Source organism: Sinobaca sp. TMA16-18 (assembly GCF_059510535.1).
Genome location: NZ_JCAKFM010000002.1, coordinates 139245 through 152091, shown reverse-complemented (window position 1 = coordinate 152091; position 12847 = coordinate 139245). Strand labels below are relative to the sequence as shown.

At 43.5% G+C, this 12847-nt stretch carries 14 protein-coding genes; 2 read left to right on the top strand and 12 right to left on the bottom strand.

What is annotated here, in order from left to right; translation table 11 throughout:
- Positions 1 to 6 precede the first annotated feature (6 nt).
- Positions 7 to 576, top strand: a complete 570-nt coding sequence (locus tag AC5W14_RS04510) for a hypothetical protein (RefSeq protein ID WP_496193783.1) — start codon at positions 7 to 9, stop codon at positions 574 to 576.
- Between the two features lie 43 nt (positions 577 to 619).
- Here the strand turns inward: AC5W14_RS04510 and AC5W14_RS04505 are convergent, their stop codons facing one another.
- The 12 genes from AC5W14_RS04505 to AC5W14_RS04450 form a co-directional block, all read right to left on the bottom strand.
- Positions 620 to 1471, bottom strand: a complete 852-nt coding sequence (locus AC5W14_RS04505; protein ID WP_496193782.1) for an alpha/beta hydrolase — start codon at positions 1469 to 1471, stop codon at positions 620 to 622.
- A 124-nt stretch (positions 1472 to 1595) separates the two neighbouring features.
- On the bottom strand, positions 1596 to 2123 hold the full coding sequence (locus AC5W14_RS04500) for a hypothetical protein (protein ID WP_496059963.1): 528 nt from the start codon (positions 2121 to 2123) through the stop codon (positions 1596 to 1598).
- Positions 2124 to 2239: 116 nt separating this feature from the next.
- Positions 2240 to 2992: a (S)-benzoin forming benzil reductase gene (locus tag AC5W14_RS04495; protein ID WP_496193781.1), complete on the bottom strand. Its 753-nt coding sequence runs from the start codon at positions 2990 to 2992 to the stop codon at positions 2240 to 2242.
- Between the two features lie 69 nt (positions 2993 to 3061).
- Entirely contained in the window at positions 3062 to 3469 is a 408-nt protein-coding gene (locus tag AC5W14_RS04490) for an ion channel (RefSeq protein ID WP_496059965.1), read from the bottom strand.
- Between the two features lie 80 nt (positions 3470 to 3549).
- On the bottom strand, positions 3550 to 3831 hold the full coding sequence (locus AC5W14_RS04485) for an AbrB/MazE/SpoVT family DNA-binding domain-containing protein (RefSeq protein WP_496059966.1): 282 nt from the start codon (positions 3829 to 3831) through the stop codon (positions 3550 to 3552).
- 23 nt (positions 3832 to 3854) lie between these two features.
- Complete coding sequence (locus tag AC5W14_RS04480; protein WP_496059967.1) at positions 3855 to 4274, bottom strand: Asp23/Gls24 family envelope stress response protein; 420 nt, start codon at positions 4272 to 4274, stop codon at positions 3855 to 3857.
- A gap of 401 nt (positions 4275 to 4675) precedes the next feature.
- A complete protein-coding gene (locus tag AC5W14_RS04475) occupies positions 4676 to 5332 on the bottom strand; it encodes a carboxymuconolactone decarboxylase family protein (protein WP_496193780.1) in 657 nt (218 codons plus the stop codon).
- 147 nt (positions 5333 to 5479) lie between these two features.
- Positions 5480 to 6370, bottom strand: coding sequence for a cation diffusion facilitator family transporter (locus AC5W14_RS04470; RefSeq protein WP_496193779.1), 891 nt, complete (start codon positions 6368 to 6370; stop codon positions 5480 to 5482).
- A gap of 159 nt (positions 6371 to 6529) precedes the next feature.
- Complete coding sequence (locus AC5W14_RS04465) at positions 6530 to 7240, bottom strand: ABC transporter permease (RefSeq protein WP_496193778.1); 711 nt, start codon at positions 7238 to 7240, stop codon at positions 6530 to 6532.
- A complete protein-coding gene (locus AC5W14_RS04460) occupies positions 7237 to 8085 on the bottom strand; it encodes an ABC transporter ATP-binding protein (protein ID WP_496059971.1) in 849 nt (282 codons plus the stop codon). The genes AC5W14_RS04465 and AC5W14_RS04460 overlap by 4 nt, the downstream gene beginning before the upstream one ends.
- A 134-nt stretch (positions 8086 to 8219) precedes the next feature.
- Positions 8220 to 9257 carry a LytTR family transcriptional regulator DNA-binding domain-containing protein gene (locus AC5W14_RS04455; RefSeq protein WP_496193777.1) on the bottom strand — a complete coding sequence of 346 codons (1038 nt, stop codon included), beginning with the start codon at positions 9255 to 9257 and terminating at the stop codon, positions 8220 to 8222.
- Between the two features lie 88 nt (positions 9258 to 9345).
- Positions 9346 to 10548 carry a CynX/NimT family MFS transporter gene (locus AC5W14_RS04450; RefSeq protein ID WP_496059973.1) on the bottom strand — a complete coding sequence of 401 codons (1203 nt, stop codon included), beginning with the start codon at positions 10546 to 10548 and terminating at the stop codon, positions 9346 to 9348.
- Positions 10549 to 11136: 588 nt separating this feature from the next.
- Between AC5W14_RS04450 and AC5W14_RS04445 the strand changes: the two genes are divergently transcribed.
- Positions 11137 to 12825 carry a methyl-accepting chemotaxis protein gene (locus AC5W14_RS04445; protein WP_496193776.1) on the top strand — a complete coding sequence of 563 codons (1689 nt, stop codon included), beginning with the start codon at positions 11137 to 11139 and terminating at the stop codon, positions 12823 to 12825.
- Positions 12826 to 12847: the final 22 nt, after the last annotated feature.

The following is a 12847-nucleotide window of genomic DNA, read 5'->3' as shown; positions in this document are numbered from 1 at the left end:
CTAACAATGGCAAAGCAAACAAACACAAAAGCCGGCAGCAAGATCGGCCTTGGTATTGCTCTTGGTGCCCTAAGCGGCGTAGCATTCGTCCTAACGAATTCTGCTTCAAGAGAAAAAGTGAAAACGAGCTCTTCCAAGCTCAAAGAATCAGGAAACAAAATGGTTCAGGAGTATAAAGAAGATCCGGAAGGCAGCAAGGAGCGTATTAAAAACCGCACCCAGAATACGATTACGATCGTAAAAGAAGCTGTAACCAAAATCCAGGAAATACTGGATGAAAGAGGATCAGAGCTTGGAGAGCAGGCTCAAAAAGTAAAAGATGATTCTCAGGATATTATCTCTTCTGCCAAAAACACCGAGCAGGATATCAAAGACGTAGGAGAAAAAGTGAAAGAAGCAAAATCAGAATTGAGCGGAGACAACACGTCAAGCACATCCGGTTCTTCTGAAACAAACACTTCCGGCACAGATTCTTCAAGCCAAAGCACGTCCGATGACTCTTCCAATCAAAATACGTCTAATCAATCTTCAAATGATGATGACACAGATCACCATGTGACAAATCGTCCCGTTTAATACATTATATGGGATAAAGCAGCCTTTTAACAGGCTGCTTTTTTTATGTGTTTTTGTTTAATTGTTCTTGCAGAAAGTCTTCAATCTGTTTTTGATATGCCTGTTTATTTTGGCTGAAGGCCTGGCCGTGCCCGGCTCCTTCCACTACATACAGCCGCTTGGCCGCTCGTGTTTGTTCGTAAAGCTTATATACCATGTCTGTTGGTACATAGAAGTCCTCTTTTCCGTGAATATATAGAATAGGAACCGCAGCTTTTTTCACCTGTTTTAAAGCAGAAGCTTGTTTAAAGAAGTGTCCAGCATACCATTTATTAATAAGGCTTGCAGCAGGCATTAAAGGAAAGGGCGGCAGGCCGAAAGCCTGTTTAAGCTGATGGGCGAGCTGATCATGCATGGAGGTGAAGGCGCAGTCTGAAACAATGCCTTTCACCTGATCAGGCAGAGATTCACCGCTCACCGCAAGAACGATGGCTCCTCCCATAGATACACCGTGTAGTATAATTTCCGCCTGCTTCTCTCTTTGCATTACTAAATTGATCCACTCGAGGTAGTCTTTTCGATCTGTCCAGCCAAATCCAATTGTGTTTCCTTCACTTGCTCCATGGGCCCTGTTGTCAGGGCAGAGCACGTGAAAACCAAATTCTTCATGATACATCTTAGCCAGAGAAGCCATATCGCGAAGTCCAACTTCCGCTCTGTACCCATGTGCCAATATGACCGTCCGGCGGGTCGGCTTTTCTGCCCGGAGAAAAATCCCTCTAAGCTGAAGTCCGTCATAGGAAGTAACCTCCAGCGATTCAGGATGAAGGCTTAACGCCCATTCATAGTCCCGCCGTGACTGCTCATTCATTTCTTCTACAGCAGCGGAGGACTTTCCTTCTGTCTGCTTTAACATCGTTCTGTTTCTCCTTGAAAGGGCATAACTGTGCATATACAATCCTGCGCCTCCGAGAAGAAAGCCTCCTCCTGTTACCAACCCCGCCGCCCATAAACGTTTCACGGGACTTCACACCCTCTCTTTATTGAAAAATCTCCTCCAGCATGTTGTTTTCTTTTTGGTATAGTTTATGCATGAAATACATTAAAATAATCAGCGCAAATATAGATGTATTTTCTTCCACTTCTTCACTCACCTCATAGGTCACTTTAAAAAAAGTGGCTCCCGGGTACACAGAAGCCAGCTTTCGGCCTTTCATGGAAAGATTCAGGCCTTCTTTCCAATTTTCTTCTAAAACAACCGGCTGTTTGTCGATTTTTCCTTCTACACGGAAATACAATAGGGAGCCGGCGGCTTTGCTTTTTAAATAATATGTACGTGTTTCTCCTGCCAGTCCATATTCTATAGATATTTTAGGAAAGCGTGACGATTTTCTGCCCAGATAATGCATTCGTCCCTCTGTATTTTTATACGTGAATCCTTCTTTGTCTATATAGCCGCGGCGATCTTCCTGATAGATCGAGCCAACTTCTTCTCCCAGATTGTTTTCTACTGTAATCGCTGTAAGGTTGGATAAAAAACCGCTGTCTTTAAATACATACTTCCGCATTGCTTCCTCCTTCTGCTTTCTTTTCATATACCCTTTCTAAATGAGGATAAAAACAAAGGTACGAGGTTTCATGTCTCAGGTGAAAGGTCCGCCGGAGACAGCCCCGGCGGACCTTTTCAAATGTAGGATTCTACCGATAATGAGCTTCCGCCGGCGGGCCGTTGTTGTAGAACCTGTTCAAGAGCCTCTGCCACTTTTTCCGGTGGAAGCAGCATTCCTTCTTTTTTATAAGACTTAAATTGTTCCAAATCACGGAAATTGTCTTTGCTGACTGACCGAATCGATTCCTGCATCGGAGTATCTACGATTCCCGGAGAAAATGCATAGATAAACACAGGGTGAGGGGCGTCCTGCTGCTCCATTGCAGCCGTTTTGGTAAACTGCTCCAGTCCTGCTTTGGAACTGCTGTAGGCACTCCATCCGAAAATAGCGGAATGGGCGGCTCCGGAAGAAATGTTTATAACAGTTTTGGGAATGCTGCTTTTCTCCAGGCTTTTCATAAAATGAGCGGCACATACGATCGGCGCAGACAGGTTAAGCTCCATATGCCTTGATACATCTTCACTTTTGTAAGAAGAGGCGGGGCCGACCGGATCAACCATGCCGGCATTATTAATGAGAACAGCTTCGTCCAGCGTATTCTGCTTCATCTCTTCTTTGGCTGCCTCCATCATCTTATCGGCTTCTCCGCTCACCGATAAATCCGCCTGAAAAACAGAAACCGAAGCTCCCCGCTTTTCAATCAGCGGAACCAGTTCTTCCAGGCTTGACCGGGCCGACAAAAATAGATGCGTTTCTTTTTTTGCAAACTGCAGCGCTGCCGCCCGTCCAATGCCTTTGGAAGCTCCGGTAATAATAATATATTTCATGATATGTTCCTCCTTTATAAAAAAAAGCCTCTACATTAAAGTATAGGCTTTCTGTCAAATCATACTGCATCATTCTGAGTCTTCTTCATTACTTCCCAAGGCTTTTACGAAATACGCGGAAGGCAGAAGCACGCCAATACTTGCTTGAATTAACGCAAAAAAACGGGCTGAGCCTACGGGCACGAGATCACCGTACCCGACCGACAATATTGTCACCCCGCTGAAGTAAAGACAGTTTAGAAAGCCTGTATCCGCAATGGCATCGGTTGGATCATTGATGACCAGTATAACCTCATTAAAAGACAATAAGTAATACAACAGCGCAAAGCCGAATGTTACAGCGACCAAAACAAAAAACAGCTTGTAAAATAAAGCTGAGTCAAAACCGCTTTTTTTATGTGTTTTATTCGTAAAAAAGTAATATAGGTTTGCAATAACAAACAGAATGGTCATCCCAATCAATATTGTTGAAATCATAAGGCTATCTCCCTCTCTCCTCTACCTTACTTCCCTTGGGAAAGAGGGAGAAAACCTTTTTATTATTATATGCGTATTTCTTATTTCTTTCCTGTGTACTCTTTAAGAGCTTCCAGTATTTCCTCTGCTCCCTCGGGACTCAATACAATTTGTCCATTAGCAAGCGAGAGATTGTCATCATCGACATCTCCTGTTACGATGCAGGCGTGATTTGCTTTATATTTCTGCAGAATGATTTTTTCGCCGTCCACATAAATTTCCAGGGGGTCTCTCTGTTCAATGTCGAGAGAGCGTCTTAATTCTCTTGGAAGCACGACTCTTCCTAATTCGTCTACTTTACGAATGATACCTGTTGATTTCATTAATTACTTCCACCTTTAATTTTCTATTCCAGTACCCTTTGTTCCGTAGCTGCCCCTGTTTCTGTTTCTGTTTTTTCGAAACCGAGCTTATCTTCTCCTTCGGAATCAATATCTGAAACAAACATTGTAAATTCTACCAGCTCAAGCCCTGTCATTTGGGCAAGATTTTCTTTTATCTTTTGTTTCGCTTCATCATATGCTTTTGGAACACTGGATCCATATTTAATCACAACACTTACATCAATTGCAGCCTGCTTTCTGCCTACTTCTGCTGTAAGGCCTTTTGTTAGGTCTTTTCGGCCAAGACGCTCTGTTAAATTACTACCCGCTCCACCGTCCATCGATAGAATTTCCGGAATAGTATTCAAAGTAAGAGCTGCTATTTTTTCTATAACTCTGTTTTCAATGTGCAGGTCACGCTGACTTGCATTTGCTTCAGCCATAAGGATCCACCCTTTGCTATTAAATTTTCCAGTACTGTTTAAACGTAAAACAAAAGATAAGTTATTCCGTATTTCCCCTCCTTTCTTAGAGTTTCAATGTAACAAATGCCCTCACGAAAGACCAATCCGCCTTTGGGGTATATAAGAACCTATAAAAATCACTGCCCTCCGGCACCTCTTTCAATTAGATCAAACTTACATTTTCTCCTGTATGCTCTCATTTACATTCACTTACAAGCATGAGAGGACACAAAAGCCACTCATTGGACACATATTCTTTCTTTCTATTTCTTACGCTTAGTATATAACATATTCAATTGTATAAAAAGAAATAATTCAGAATATTCCACCTTCTAAAGGGTGAAAAAAGCTCCCCCTTTAAAGGGAAGCCTGTTTTTTGATTATGCATCATAAGCATTTAGAGCATTTACACCGTGAGCCAGCGCAGAGCCGGCTTTTAATGCTGAAGCCACCATAATAATTTCCGCCGTCTCTTCCAATGACGCTTCGGCAGCTTTTGCTGCTTTTGTATGCACTTCTATGCAATAGGGACAGCCGGTCGTATGGGCGACTGCGACCGCAATCAGCTCTTTTTCTTTAACCGAAAGCGCTCCCTCTTTTACTGCTTCTGCATCAAACGCTGCAAAGGCTTGAAACGCCTCCGGAACCAGCTTGGAGAATTCAGACAGTCTGTCAAAATATGATTGTTTATAAAGCGTATTGTTTTCCTTTTCATCATAAGCATTTAGGGCGTTGACCCCATGAGCCAGGGCGGATCCGGCTTTCAACGCCGCTGCTGTAAGCACTGCCTCTCCCATTTCTGCTTTCGTGGCTCCTGCTGCTTTAGCGTTTTCTACGTGCAGTTCAATACAATACGGGCAGCCCGTCGTATGGGCGACCGCGATTGCAGCCAGCTCCTTTAGTTTAAGATCGATCGATCCGCTCTCCATCACCTGCTGATCGAAAGCAACAAAAGTACGGAATGCTTCCGGAGCTAGAGAGGCAAATTCCTGCAGACGGGTAAAATGCTGTTTCTGGTATAAGATTCCTTCTTCCATGATTCCACCTCTTTTTTTCTTATTGACTGCACCCTTCTCTTTTGCAAAATCCGTGCCAGACCGCAGAGGTGGTGCGGCATGCCTGTTCCCGAGAAAAAAAGAGCTTATTACCATACAAAAAAGACAAATTTACGGCTTGATCCGGCTTTATTTCGGCCTGACCTTTCTGGCCGGCTCTACGTGGACATGAACGTCATAAACATCAAATTGCTGCACCAGCATATCTTCCACTTGTGTAGAAATATCATGGGCCCGTTCAATGCTGAAATCCGATGGAACGCTGAGCACAATATCTACAACCGTATTATTGCCGTATTTTCTTGCCCGAATATCGCTCACCTCCGACACTCCCTGGATAAGAAAGGCGGCTTCTTTATAGGAAGTGAGTTTTTCTTCGCTGAATCCGTCCGTCAGATAATGAGACGTTTCTCTAAATATTCCCCATGCTGTTTTGCAGATTAATAACCCCACCGCAATCGCTGCCACCGAATCCAGCCACGGAAGATAGAACCGGGCCCCTATAATCCCCATAACCGCACCGACACTGACCCACACATCGGTTAAATTATCTTTTGCTGCCGCCTTAACGGCCTGGCTGTCTATCCTTTCTCCGAGGCGGCGGTTAAACCGGTAGATGCCGTACATAAAGGCAGCACAAAAAATTCCGGTAGCTGCTGCTGTCCATTCCGGTGTCACGTGCTCTCCAGCCAGCACAGACCTTACCGCACCGGATAACACCTGGATTCCTACTGCCATCATAATAAAAGAAGCGATAAGCGAAGCAATCGATTCTGATTTCCAGTGGCCGTAAGGATGATTGCTGTCGGCCGGCTTTCGGGAGATCATTAAGCCCACTAAAATGGCAGCCGAAGCTGCTATATCGGTTACGTTGTTCCACCCGTCCGCTGTTAATGCTTCCGAGTTTGCTGCATCGCCCACAAACAGCTTAAGAGAAGCTAAAAAAAGATAAGCTGCTATACTGAGCATGGCGCCTCGTTCACCCATTTTTATTTTTTTATATTTTTCTTCATTCTTCATGACTACGCCTCCGTTTGACTGCTCTTTATTATTTTATCAAGCGGAGTCATGGTGGGGATACAGCAACGTTTTGTCTTCCTGCTTACTTAGTATCAAGCTGCTAACAATGTTTCATTCAGCCAAAAAACCGATGCAGTATTTCTCTGCACCGGTGGTGTTCTAGTTATCTGTCATTCTTTTTGTATAAACTACCCAGGCGGCAGCAAGAGCTGCTGCAAACCAAGCCGTAATAATTAAAAGGGGCTGCCACGCTTCCGTGAATCCGCCTCCTGCTTCCATCCGGGCAGCCAGCTCAACAAGCTGCATATTAGGCATATATTCCAAAAAGGAGAAAGCGGAATACTGATTAATAATGGCATCAATTAAGGGGGTAAATCCAAAGACAAACATGATCGGCAGCAAGGCCACCGAGGCTTCCATTACCGTTTTTGTCAGAAGACCCAGCAGTGTTCCCAGTGCTGTATAAAACAGAACGGAAATACACAAAGCTGTAACAATCACAGGTACATTAGGAATTTCATAACCGACCAGAAAGATGCTCAGCGCCAGCGTAATTCCTGTAAAAGCTATCGTCAGCAGACTTTTCCCTATGAGTATTTCTCCCACAGAAGCCGGGGAAAGCATTAGTCCTCTGAGCGTATTTTTTTCTTTTTCTTCTGCAATGATAGCAGCCTGAACGAAAACAGCTACAATCGCAAACGTAAAGTTAATAATGAAGTAATACATGTCTATTGGGATATTATCCATTCGTCCGTAAAAAACTGCCAGAATAAGAGGAGTTAATGCGGTAGTGGAAATATACATATTTTTCGATACGTCTTTCATATCTTTCTGAAAAATAGCATACATACGTCTCAATGCCAGTGTCATACTAGCTCCCTCCCAGTCAGTTTGACAAAAATGTCTCCCAAGGTTGGTTCGTTTGTGTGTATCGAAGCAATTCGCTCGTCTGCCATGTAGGTGTACATGGCTTTGGCGTTCTCCGGAATGTTGTCTATCGTAATCTTTTTGCCGGTCGTTAACTCTACCGTCATCGTATTATCAGCAAACCGGCGCCGCAGTTTCTGCGGGGCATCCAACAGCTGAATTTTTCCATGATCCAGAAAGGCCACCCGATCACAAAGTATTTCCGCTTCGTGCATATTGTGCGTCGTTAAAAAGATCGTCGTTCCCTTTTTGTTCAGTTCCCGCAGGCTGCGGTAGATGTGTGCTGCATTGGCGGGATCAAGAGCAGAGGTGGGTTCATCCAAAAACAAAAGATCCGGGGCATGTAGAAAGGCCCGGGCCAGCATCGCACGCTGGGTCATGCCTTTCGAAAGCTTTCCAACCGCTTTATTTCCCGTTTCTTCAAGATTCACCATTTCAAGTACTTCTTCAATACGGCGGTACGATAGATTATACAGATCGCAGTACAGCTTTAGATTTTCATAAACGCTCAGTCTTTCATACAAAGCACTGTTATCGGTCAGCACACCCATCCGCTGCTGAAAATCATCTTTCCAGCTTTTGGTCATGGACCGGCCTAATACTAATGCTTCTCCATCCGTCGGTCTGATCTGGTTGGTCAGCATTTTAATCGTTGTTGTTTTTCCAGCTCCGCTCGGACCTAGAAAACCAAAGATCTCTCCGGTGGCTACCTTAAAATCAAGGTTCTTCAGCGCTTCATAATTGCTGAAAACTTTGGACACATTATTCACTTCAATACTGTACTCCATCATTATCCCTCCTGGATGTCAGCTGTTCTGCTGCTGATTTCAGAATAAAAGAAACGCCGGTGCCCCGCCTTTTATTTACGATAAACAGCGTCAGCCGGTAGGCGAATGGAGCAGATGGCGGGGTGAATGAAGCACTATTTCATGCCGATCATCGCTTTTAATTCCGCCATTTTTGTTTTAGACAGAGGGATTTCTGTTTTATTGTTATCCTCTAAAATAAGCGTATAGCTGTTTCGGGTCCATGTAATCACTTCTCTTACTTTCTGCAGGTTCACGATATAGGAGCGGTGGCAGCGGAAAAAACCGAAAGGCTGAAGCCTGCTTTCCAGTTCGGTTAGTGTGAAAACGCCGGGAAATCCTTCTCCTTTTATATGAATGAGCACCTGACCGGCTGATGTTTCCACAAAATCTATCTCGGTAGGGTCAAATAAAATAATCTTGTCATCAATTTTTGTGGGAATCTTATCAAACTGAACCACCGGCTTTATTTCTTCAATAGAAGCCTCGTCTTCCAAAGCTTCCGGCACATCTTCTTGTTCCATTTCAATAGAACGAAATCCTGTTTCATCGAGCCTGTACACATGATCAGCCATTGTAATGGCACTTTCCATATTGCTTGTAAGCAGCAGGATACTTTTTCCCATTTGTTTTAACTCCTGAATAAGCTTGATAAAAATACGCTTTGTTTCCATATCTACATTTTGGTCTGCTTCTTCAAATACAAACAGAGCAGGATTCTGAAAAAGCAGGCGCCCTGCCTGCACACGGCGCTGTTCTGAATAGGAAAGGTGTTGTATCCGGACTTTATGCTTCGTTTCGAGCTGCAGCATATGAAGAACGTCCGGGATGCTTCTGCTGGAGTTGTAAAGGCTCCGGTAAAATGTAAAGACATCTTTTACTGTAAGCCTTGGATACAGCCCGTCGTCCAGATAAGAAACGCCCATACATGTATAATCCGGCTTCGCAAACGTGGAAATGGGTTTATTCAGGACATGAATGTCTCCACTCGACCCCGTCATATCTCCATTCAGCATGCGCAGGAGAATGTTTCGTATGTTTGTACTCGAATGGACAGCCACTGCCTGACCGTGGGAAACTTCCAGTCCGAACGCCGGAAAAATAACCGTGTCTTCATTCTGTTTTTCCAAAGCTTCAATTTTTAATACCGCCATAAAAACATCCCCTGTTTTTTATTTAACCGCAGCCTCACCATGATTGATTAAAGTCGTTTGTAAAAAACATTTCTATCCGGTCATTTTTTTAAACGTATTTATTCCGGCCGGCACCAATTCCTGCTGTCATTTGGCAGACCGCGATAACCATTAAGAAAATCAGGCCCGCACTCCACGTAGCCGTCCAGTCGTACAGTACGCCTACCACCAGCGGTCCAAATGCGGCCAATAAGTATCCGACCGACTGACCCATGCCTGAGAGCTCGGCCGCTTTACCTGCCGTTTTTGCACGCAGGCCAAACAATGCCAGCGCCAGACTGATGCTTGCCCCCTGTACCAGGCCGATACATAGAACTGCTGCAATAAGCATAGGAAAAGATGAAGCCGTAAGCAGCAGCGTCAGCCCCGTTAATGCGGTAAGACCTATCGCAATGATGATCCCAATTTGATGGCGAAAGCGTTCTGCTAAAATCGGTGTCACGAAAGACGCAGGGAGGCTTGCCGCCTGCATCATTGCCACCATCCAGCCGGCACTTGTTAATGCCACGCCGCCGGTTTCCACCAGAATGTCCGGAAGCCATGTGATCATGACGTAAAAACCGATGGATTGAAATCCCATAAATAATGTTACCTGCCAGGCAAGGGGCGATTTCCAAATAAGCGCCGTTCGCCCGGCTTCCTTTACGGGCGGTGCTTTTTTCTTTTCTCCATTTAAAATAAACGCCCATAAAATAATGCCGGCTAATGCCGGAAGTGTCCATAAAAGAAGCGCGCCCTGCCATCCTGTTCCCGACTGCTCAGCAATGGGGGCTGACAGTCCGGAAGCAAAAGCGGCCGATATAGCCATGCACGTCGTATAAATACTTGTCATCAGCCCCATTTTTGTTGGGAATGACCATTTAATGACGCCGGGCAGCAGCACATTGCATACGGCGATGCCTGCTCCCACCGCCACGCTTCCGGCATACAAAAACCATAAATTAGGAACTGTTCGGATAAGAATACCGGCCACCAGGACAATCAGGCCTAAAAATAAGGCTCTCTGATGGCCCACTCTGTTTCCAAATCTGTATGCAATCGCCGACACTCCTGCAAACGTAAGCAGCACCATAGTAGTCAATACACCGACCGAGCTGTGGTCTACGCCGAGATCTTCCCGAATAAAGCCCAGTACCGGTCCCACCGACGTAATCGCTGCGCGGAGATTAAAAGCAATTAGGATAATTCCTATAATAAGAAGCATGTGGTATTTTTTATTCTGGTCTTTTTCCTGCATCGTTTCTAATGACATGAGGTTCCCCGCTTTTTTCTCATAAAACTGAGCTCTATTTTATTACAAATATACATTCTCGCTTATAAAGACATTTCATTATTCCTGGTCTTATTTCACCAAATATTTACAAGCATAAAAAAAGAGTACCTCCCCCAGCTATCGAACATAGTGAATGATAAAATCAACACATGCAACGGGGTAAGACTCCTACGCTTATTGTACGATAAGAGAACTTATTTAGCATGCAAATATTATTTAAATTGTCATCTACCCGAGAACGCCATAAAATTTTTATAACAATCGATGAATAGAATACACACCATGCCTGGCTGGAAGGGTTCCTTACTGGTACCAATACTGCGATTGCCTCAAGTGCTTTGAAGCAAGAGATCATACGTCTTGTAATAAGGAAGAGGAGCACCTCCAAACGCAAGGTCACAAACCTAAAAACGAGAAAAAGGAATAACAGCTATCTATTTCCAACATTCTTGTATATCACTAATATCTTTTATCAAAACCATAATCCATGATTTAAATATTAATAAATTCCTTTATTTACCGATATAAAAATATCATCGTCATTACATAAAAAAGGAGCATGGATGAATGAGCATCAAGAAAAAGTTATTACTGAGTTTTGGAATTGTTTTATTTATTGCTATTATTGCTTTCTCTTTTCTATTCTACTCTCTTCAAAATGTTGCAGACTCTTACGATAATTTAGTAGAGATAGAAGTTCAAAAATTATCGCTTTCACAAGAAATTCAGTATCAAGATCTGCTCTTAACAGACTCTGTCAAAAGCCTTATGATAAACCCTGATGATGAGGAAGCACTGGAAACTTATAACGAGACAGCCACCTCGATTGAAGAAAATATTCAAACAGTGCAAGGACTTATAAATAACGAACGTGCCGTTGAAATTTTTAACGAGTTAGATCAATACAATCAGGAACTTATTGATTTAGAGACAGAAATTATTTCTCTAGCGGACACGAATCCTACAGCATCCGTTGACGTATATTCCGGAAGCTATAGTGAAGTTAGAGATATATTCAGCAGCAATTTGGATGAATTTTATGAGCTCCAATCCAGTATTATTGCAGAAGTTACAGAGGCCGATAAAGCAGCTATTCAAAACAGTTCTATGATAGGGATTATTGCCGTTACAATAGCTATCCTCGTTGGTATATTTATTGCTTTACTTACATCACGTAACATTACAGTTCCTTTGCAAAAAGTTGTCAATCAATTAGATGAACTTTCACAAAATGAAGGAGATCTTACTGCCCGATTGTATATTAAAAGTAAGGACGAGCTTGGAACGCTGGCCCAATCTTTTAATAACATGATTGATAACATTCAAAGTATTATTAAAAAAGTACAAACAAACACAGTTGAGCTTGCATCTGCATCAGAGCAGCTGTTTGCAAGTTCTGAACAAAATTCACAGGCTATCAATGAAGTCACCATTTCTATTCAGGAAATTGCGGCAGGAACAGAAAAACAGGTACAAGGCACAGAAGAGAGCTCTGAGGCCATGCAGGAAATGGCTCTAGACATTCAACGCGTAGCTGACTCAACGGCCATGGTGTCTGAATCTTCTGCTCTCACTTCCCAAAACGCATTGGAAGGAAACGAATCAATTACAAAATCGGTAGAACAAATGACAAATATCCAAAAGTCAGTCAGCGATGCAGAAGCAAAGGTTACGGAACTTGAAAAACTATCCAGCCGAATTGGCCAGATTCTTGATGTTATTACGGGAATAGCTGATCAAACAAACTTATTAGCTTTAAACGCTGCGATAGAAGCGGCAAGAGCAGGAGAGCACGGTAATGGATTCGCTGTTGTTGCTAATGAAGTTCGAAAGCTGGCGGAAGAATCCAAGAACTCTGCTTCGGAAATCACTACATTAATTCAGGAGATTCAAACCAATACTTCTCACGCCGTAACTTTTATGAACAAAGGCACCGCTGAAGTTGAGCTGGGCATTCAAGTTGTTAATCAAGCTGGAAAAGCCTTTGCAACCATCCTGGAATCTGTACAGCAAGTAACTGGACAAATTCAAGAAGTATCGGCAACCACACATCAGATTTCTGTTGGAACCGAACAGGTTTCCTCTTCTATCCTGGAGCTATCAAATATTTCGAAAGAGGCCGCAAGCAGTTCTCATAACGTAGCAGCATCTTCAGAGGAGCAGTTGGCTTCGGTTGAAGAGATTTCATCCTCCGCTGGAAGTCTCTCTACACTGGCTGATGATCTTCAAGCCCTTGCAGGAAAGTTTAAAGTATAAAGAAGATCTTAAAAGCATAAGC

Excerpts from the sequence above, each read along its gene's own strand:
- AC5W14_RS04510 (WP_496193783.1), top strand. The coding sequence starts at position 7 with ATGGCAAAGCAAACAAACACAAAAGCCGGCAGCAAGATCGGCCTTGGT.
- AC5W14_RS04505 (WP_496193782.1), bottom strand. The coding sequence starts at position 1,471 with ATGTTAAAGCAGACAGAAGGAAAGTCCTCCGCTGCTGTAGAAGAAATG.
- AC5W14_RS04500 (WP_496059963.1), bottom strand. The coding sequence starts at position 2,123 with ATGCGGAAGTATGTATTTAAAGACAGCGGTTTTTTATCCAACCTTACA.
- AC5W14_RS04495 (WP_496193781.1), bottom strand. The coding sequence starts at position 2,992 with ATGAAATATATTATTATTACCGGAGCTTCCAAAGGCATTGGACGGGCG.
- AC5W14_RS04490 (WP_496059965.1), bottom strand. The coding sequence starts at position 3,469 with ATGATTTCAACAATATTGATTGGGATGACCATTCTGTTTGTTATTGCA.
- AC5W14_RS04485 (WP_496059966.1), bottom strand. The coding sequence starts at position 3,831 with ATGAAATCAACAGGTATCATTCGTAAAGTAGACGAATTAGGAAGAGTC.
- AC5W14_RS04480 (WP_496059967.1), bottom strand. The coding sequence starts at position 4,274 with ATGGCTGAAGCAAATGCAAGTCAGCGTGACCTGCACATTGAAAACAGA.
- AC5W14_RS04475 (WP_496193780.1), bottom strand. The coding sequence starts at position 5,332 with ATGGAAGAAGGAATCTTATACCAGAAACAGCATTTTACCCGTCTGCAG.
- AC5W14_RS04470 (WP_496193779.1), bottom strand. The coding sequence starts at position 6,370 with ATGAAGAATGAAGAAAAATATAAAAAAATAAAAATGGGTGAACGAGGC.
- AC5W14_RS04465 (WP_496193778.1), bottom strand. The coding sequence starts at position 7,240 with ATGACACTGGCATTGAGACGTATGTATGCTATTTTTCAGAAAGATATG.
- AC5W14_RS04460 (WP_496059971.1), bottom strand. The coding sequence starts at position 8,085 with ATGGAGTACAGTATTGAAGTGAATAATGTGTCCAAAGTTTTCAGCAAT.
- AC5W14_RS04455 (WP_496193777.1), bottom strand. The coding sequence starts at position 9,257 with ATGGCGGTATTAAAAATTGAAGCTTTGGAAAAACAGAATGAAGACACG.
- AC5W14_RS04450 (WP_496059973.1), bottom strand. The coding sequence starts at position 10,548 with ATGTCATTAGAAACGATGCAGGAAAAAGACCAGAATAAAAAATACCAC.
- AC5W14_RS04445 (WP_496193776.1), top strand. The coding sequence starts at position 11,137 with ATGAGCATCAAGAAAAAGTTATTACTGAGTTTTGGAATTGTTTTATTT.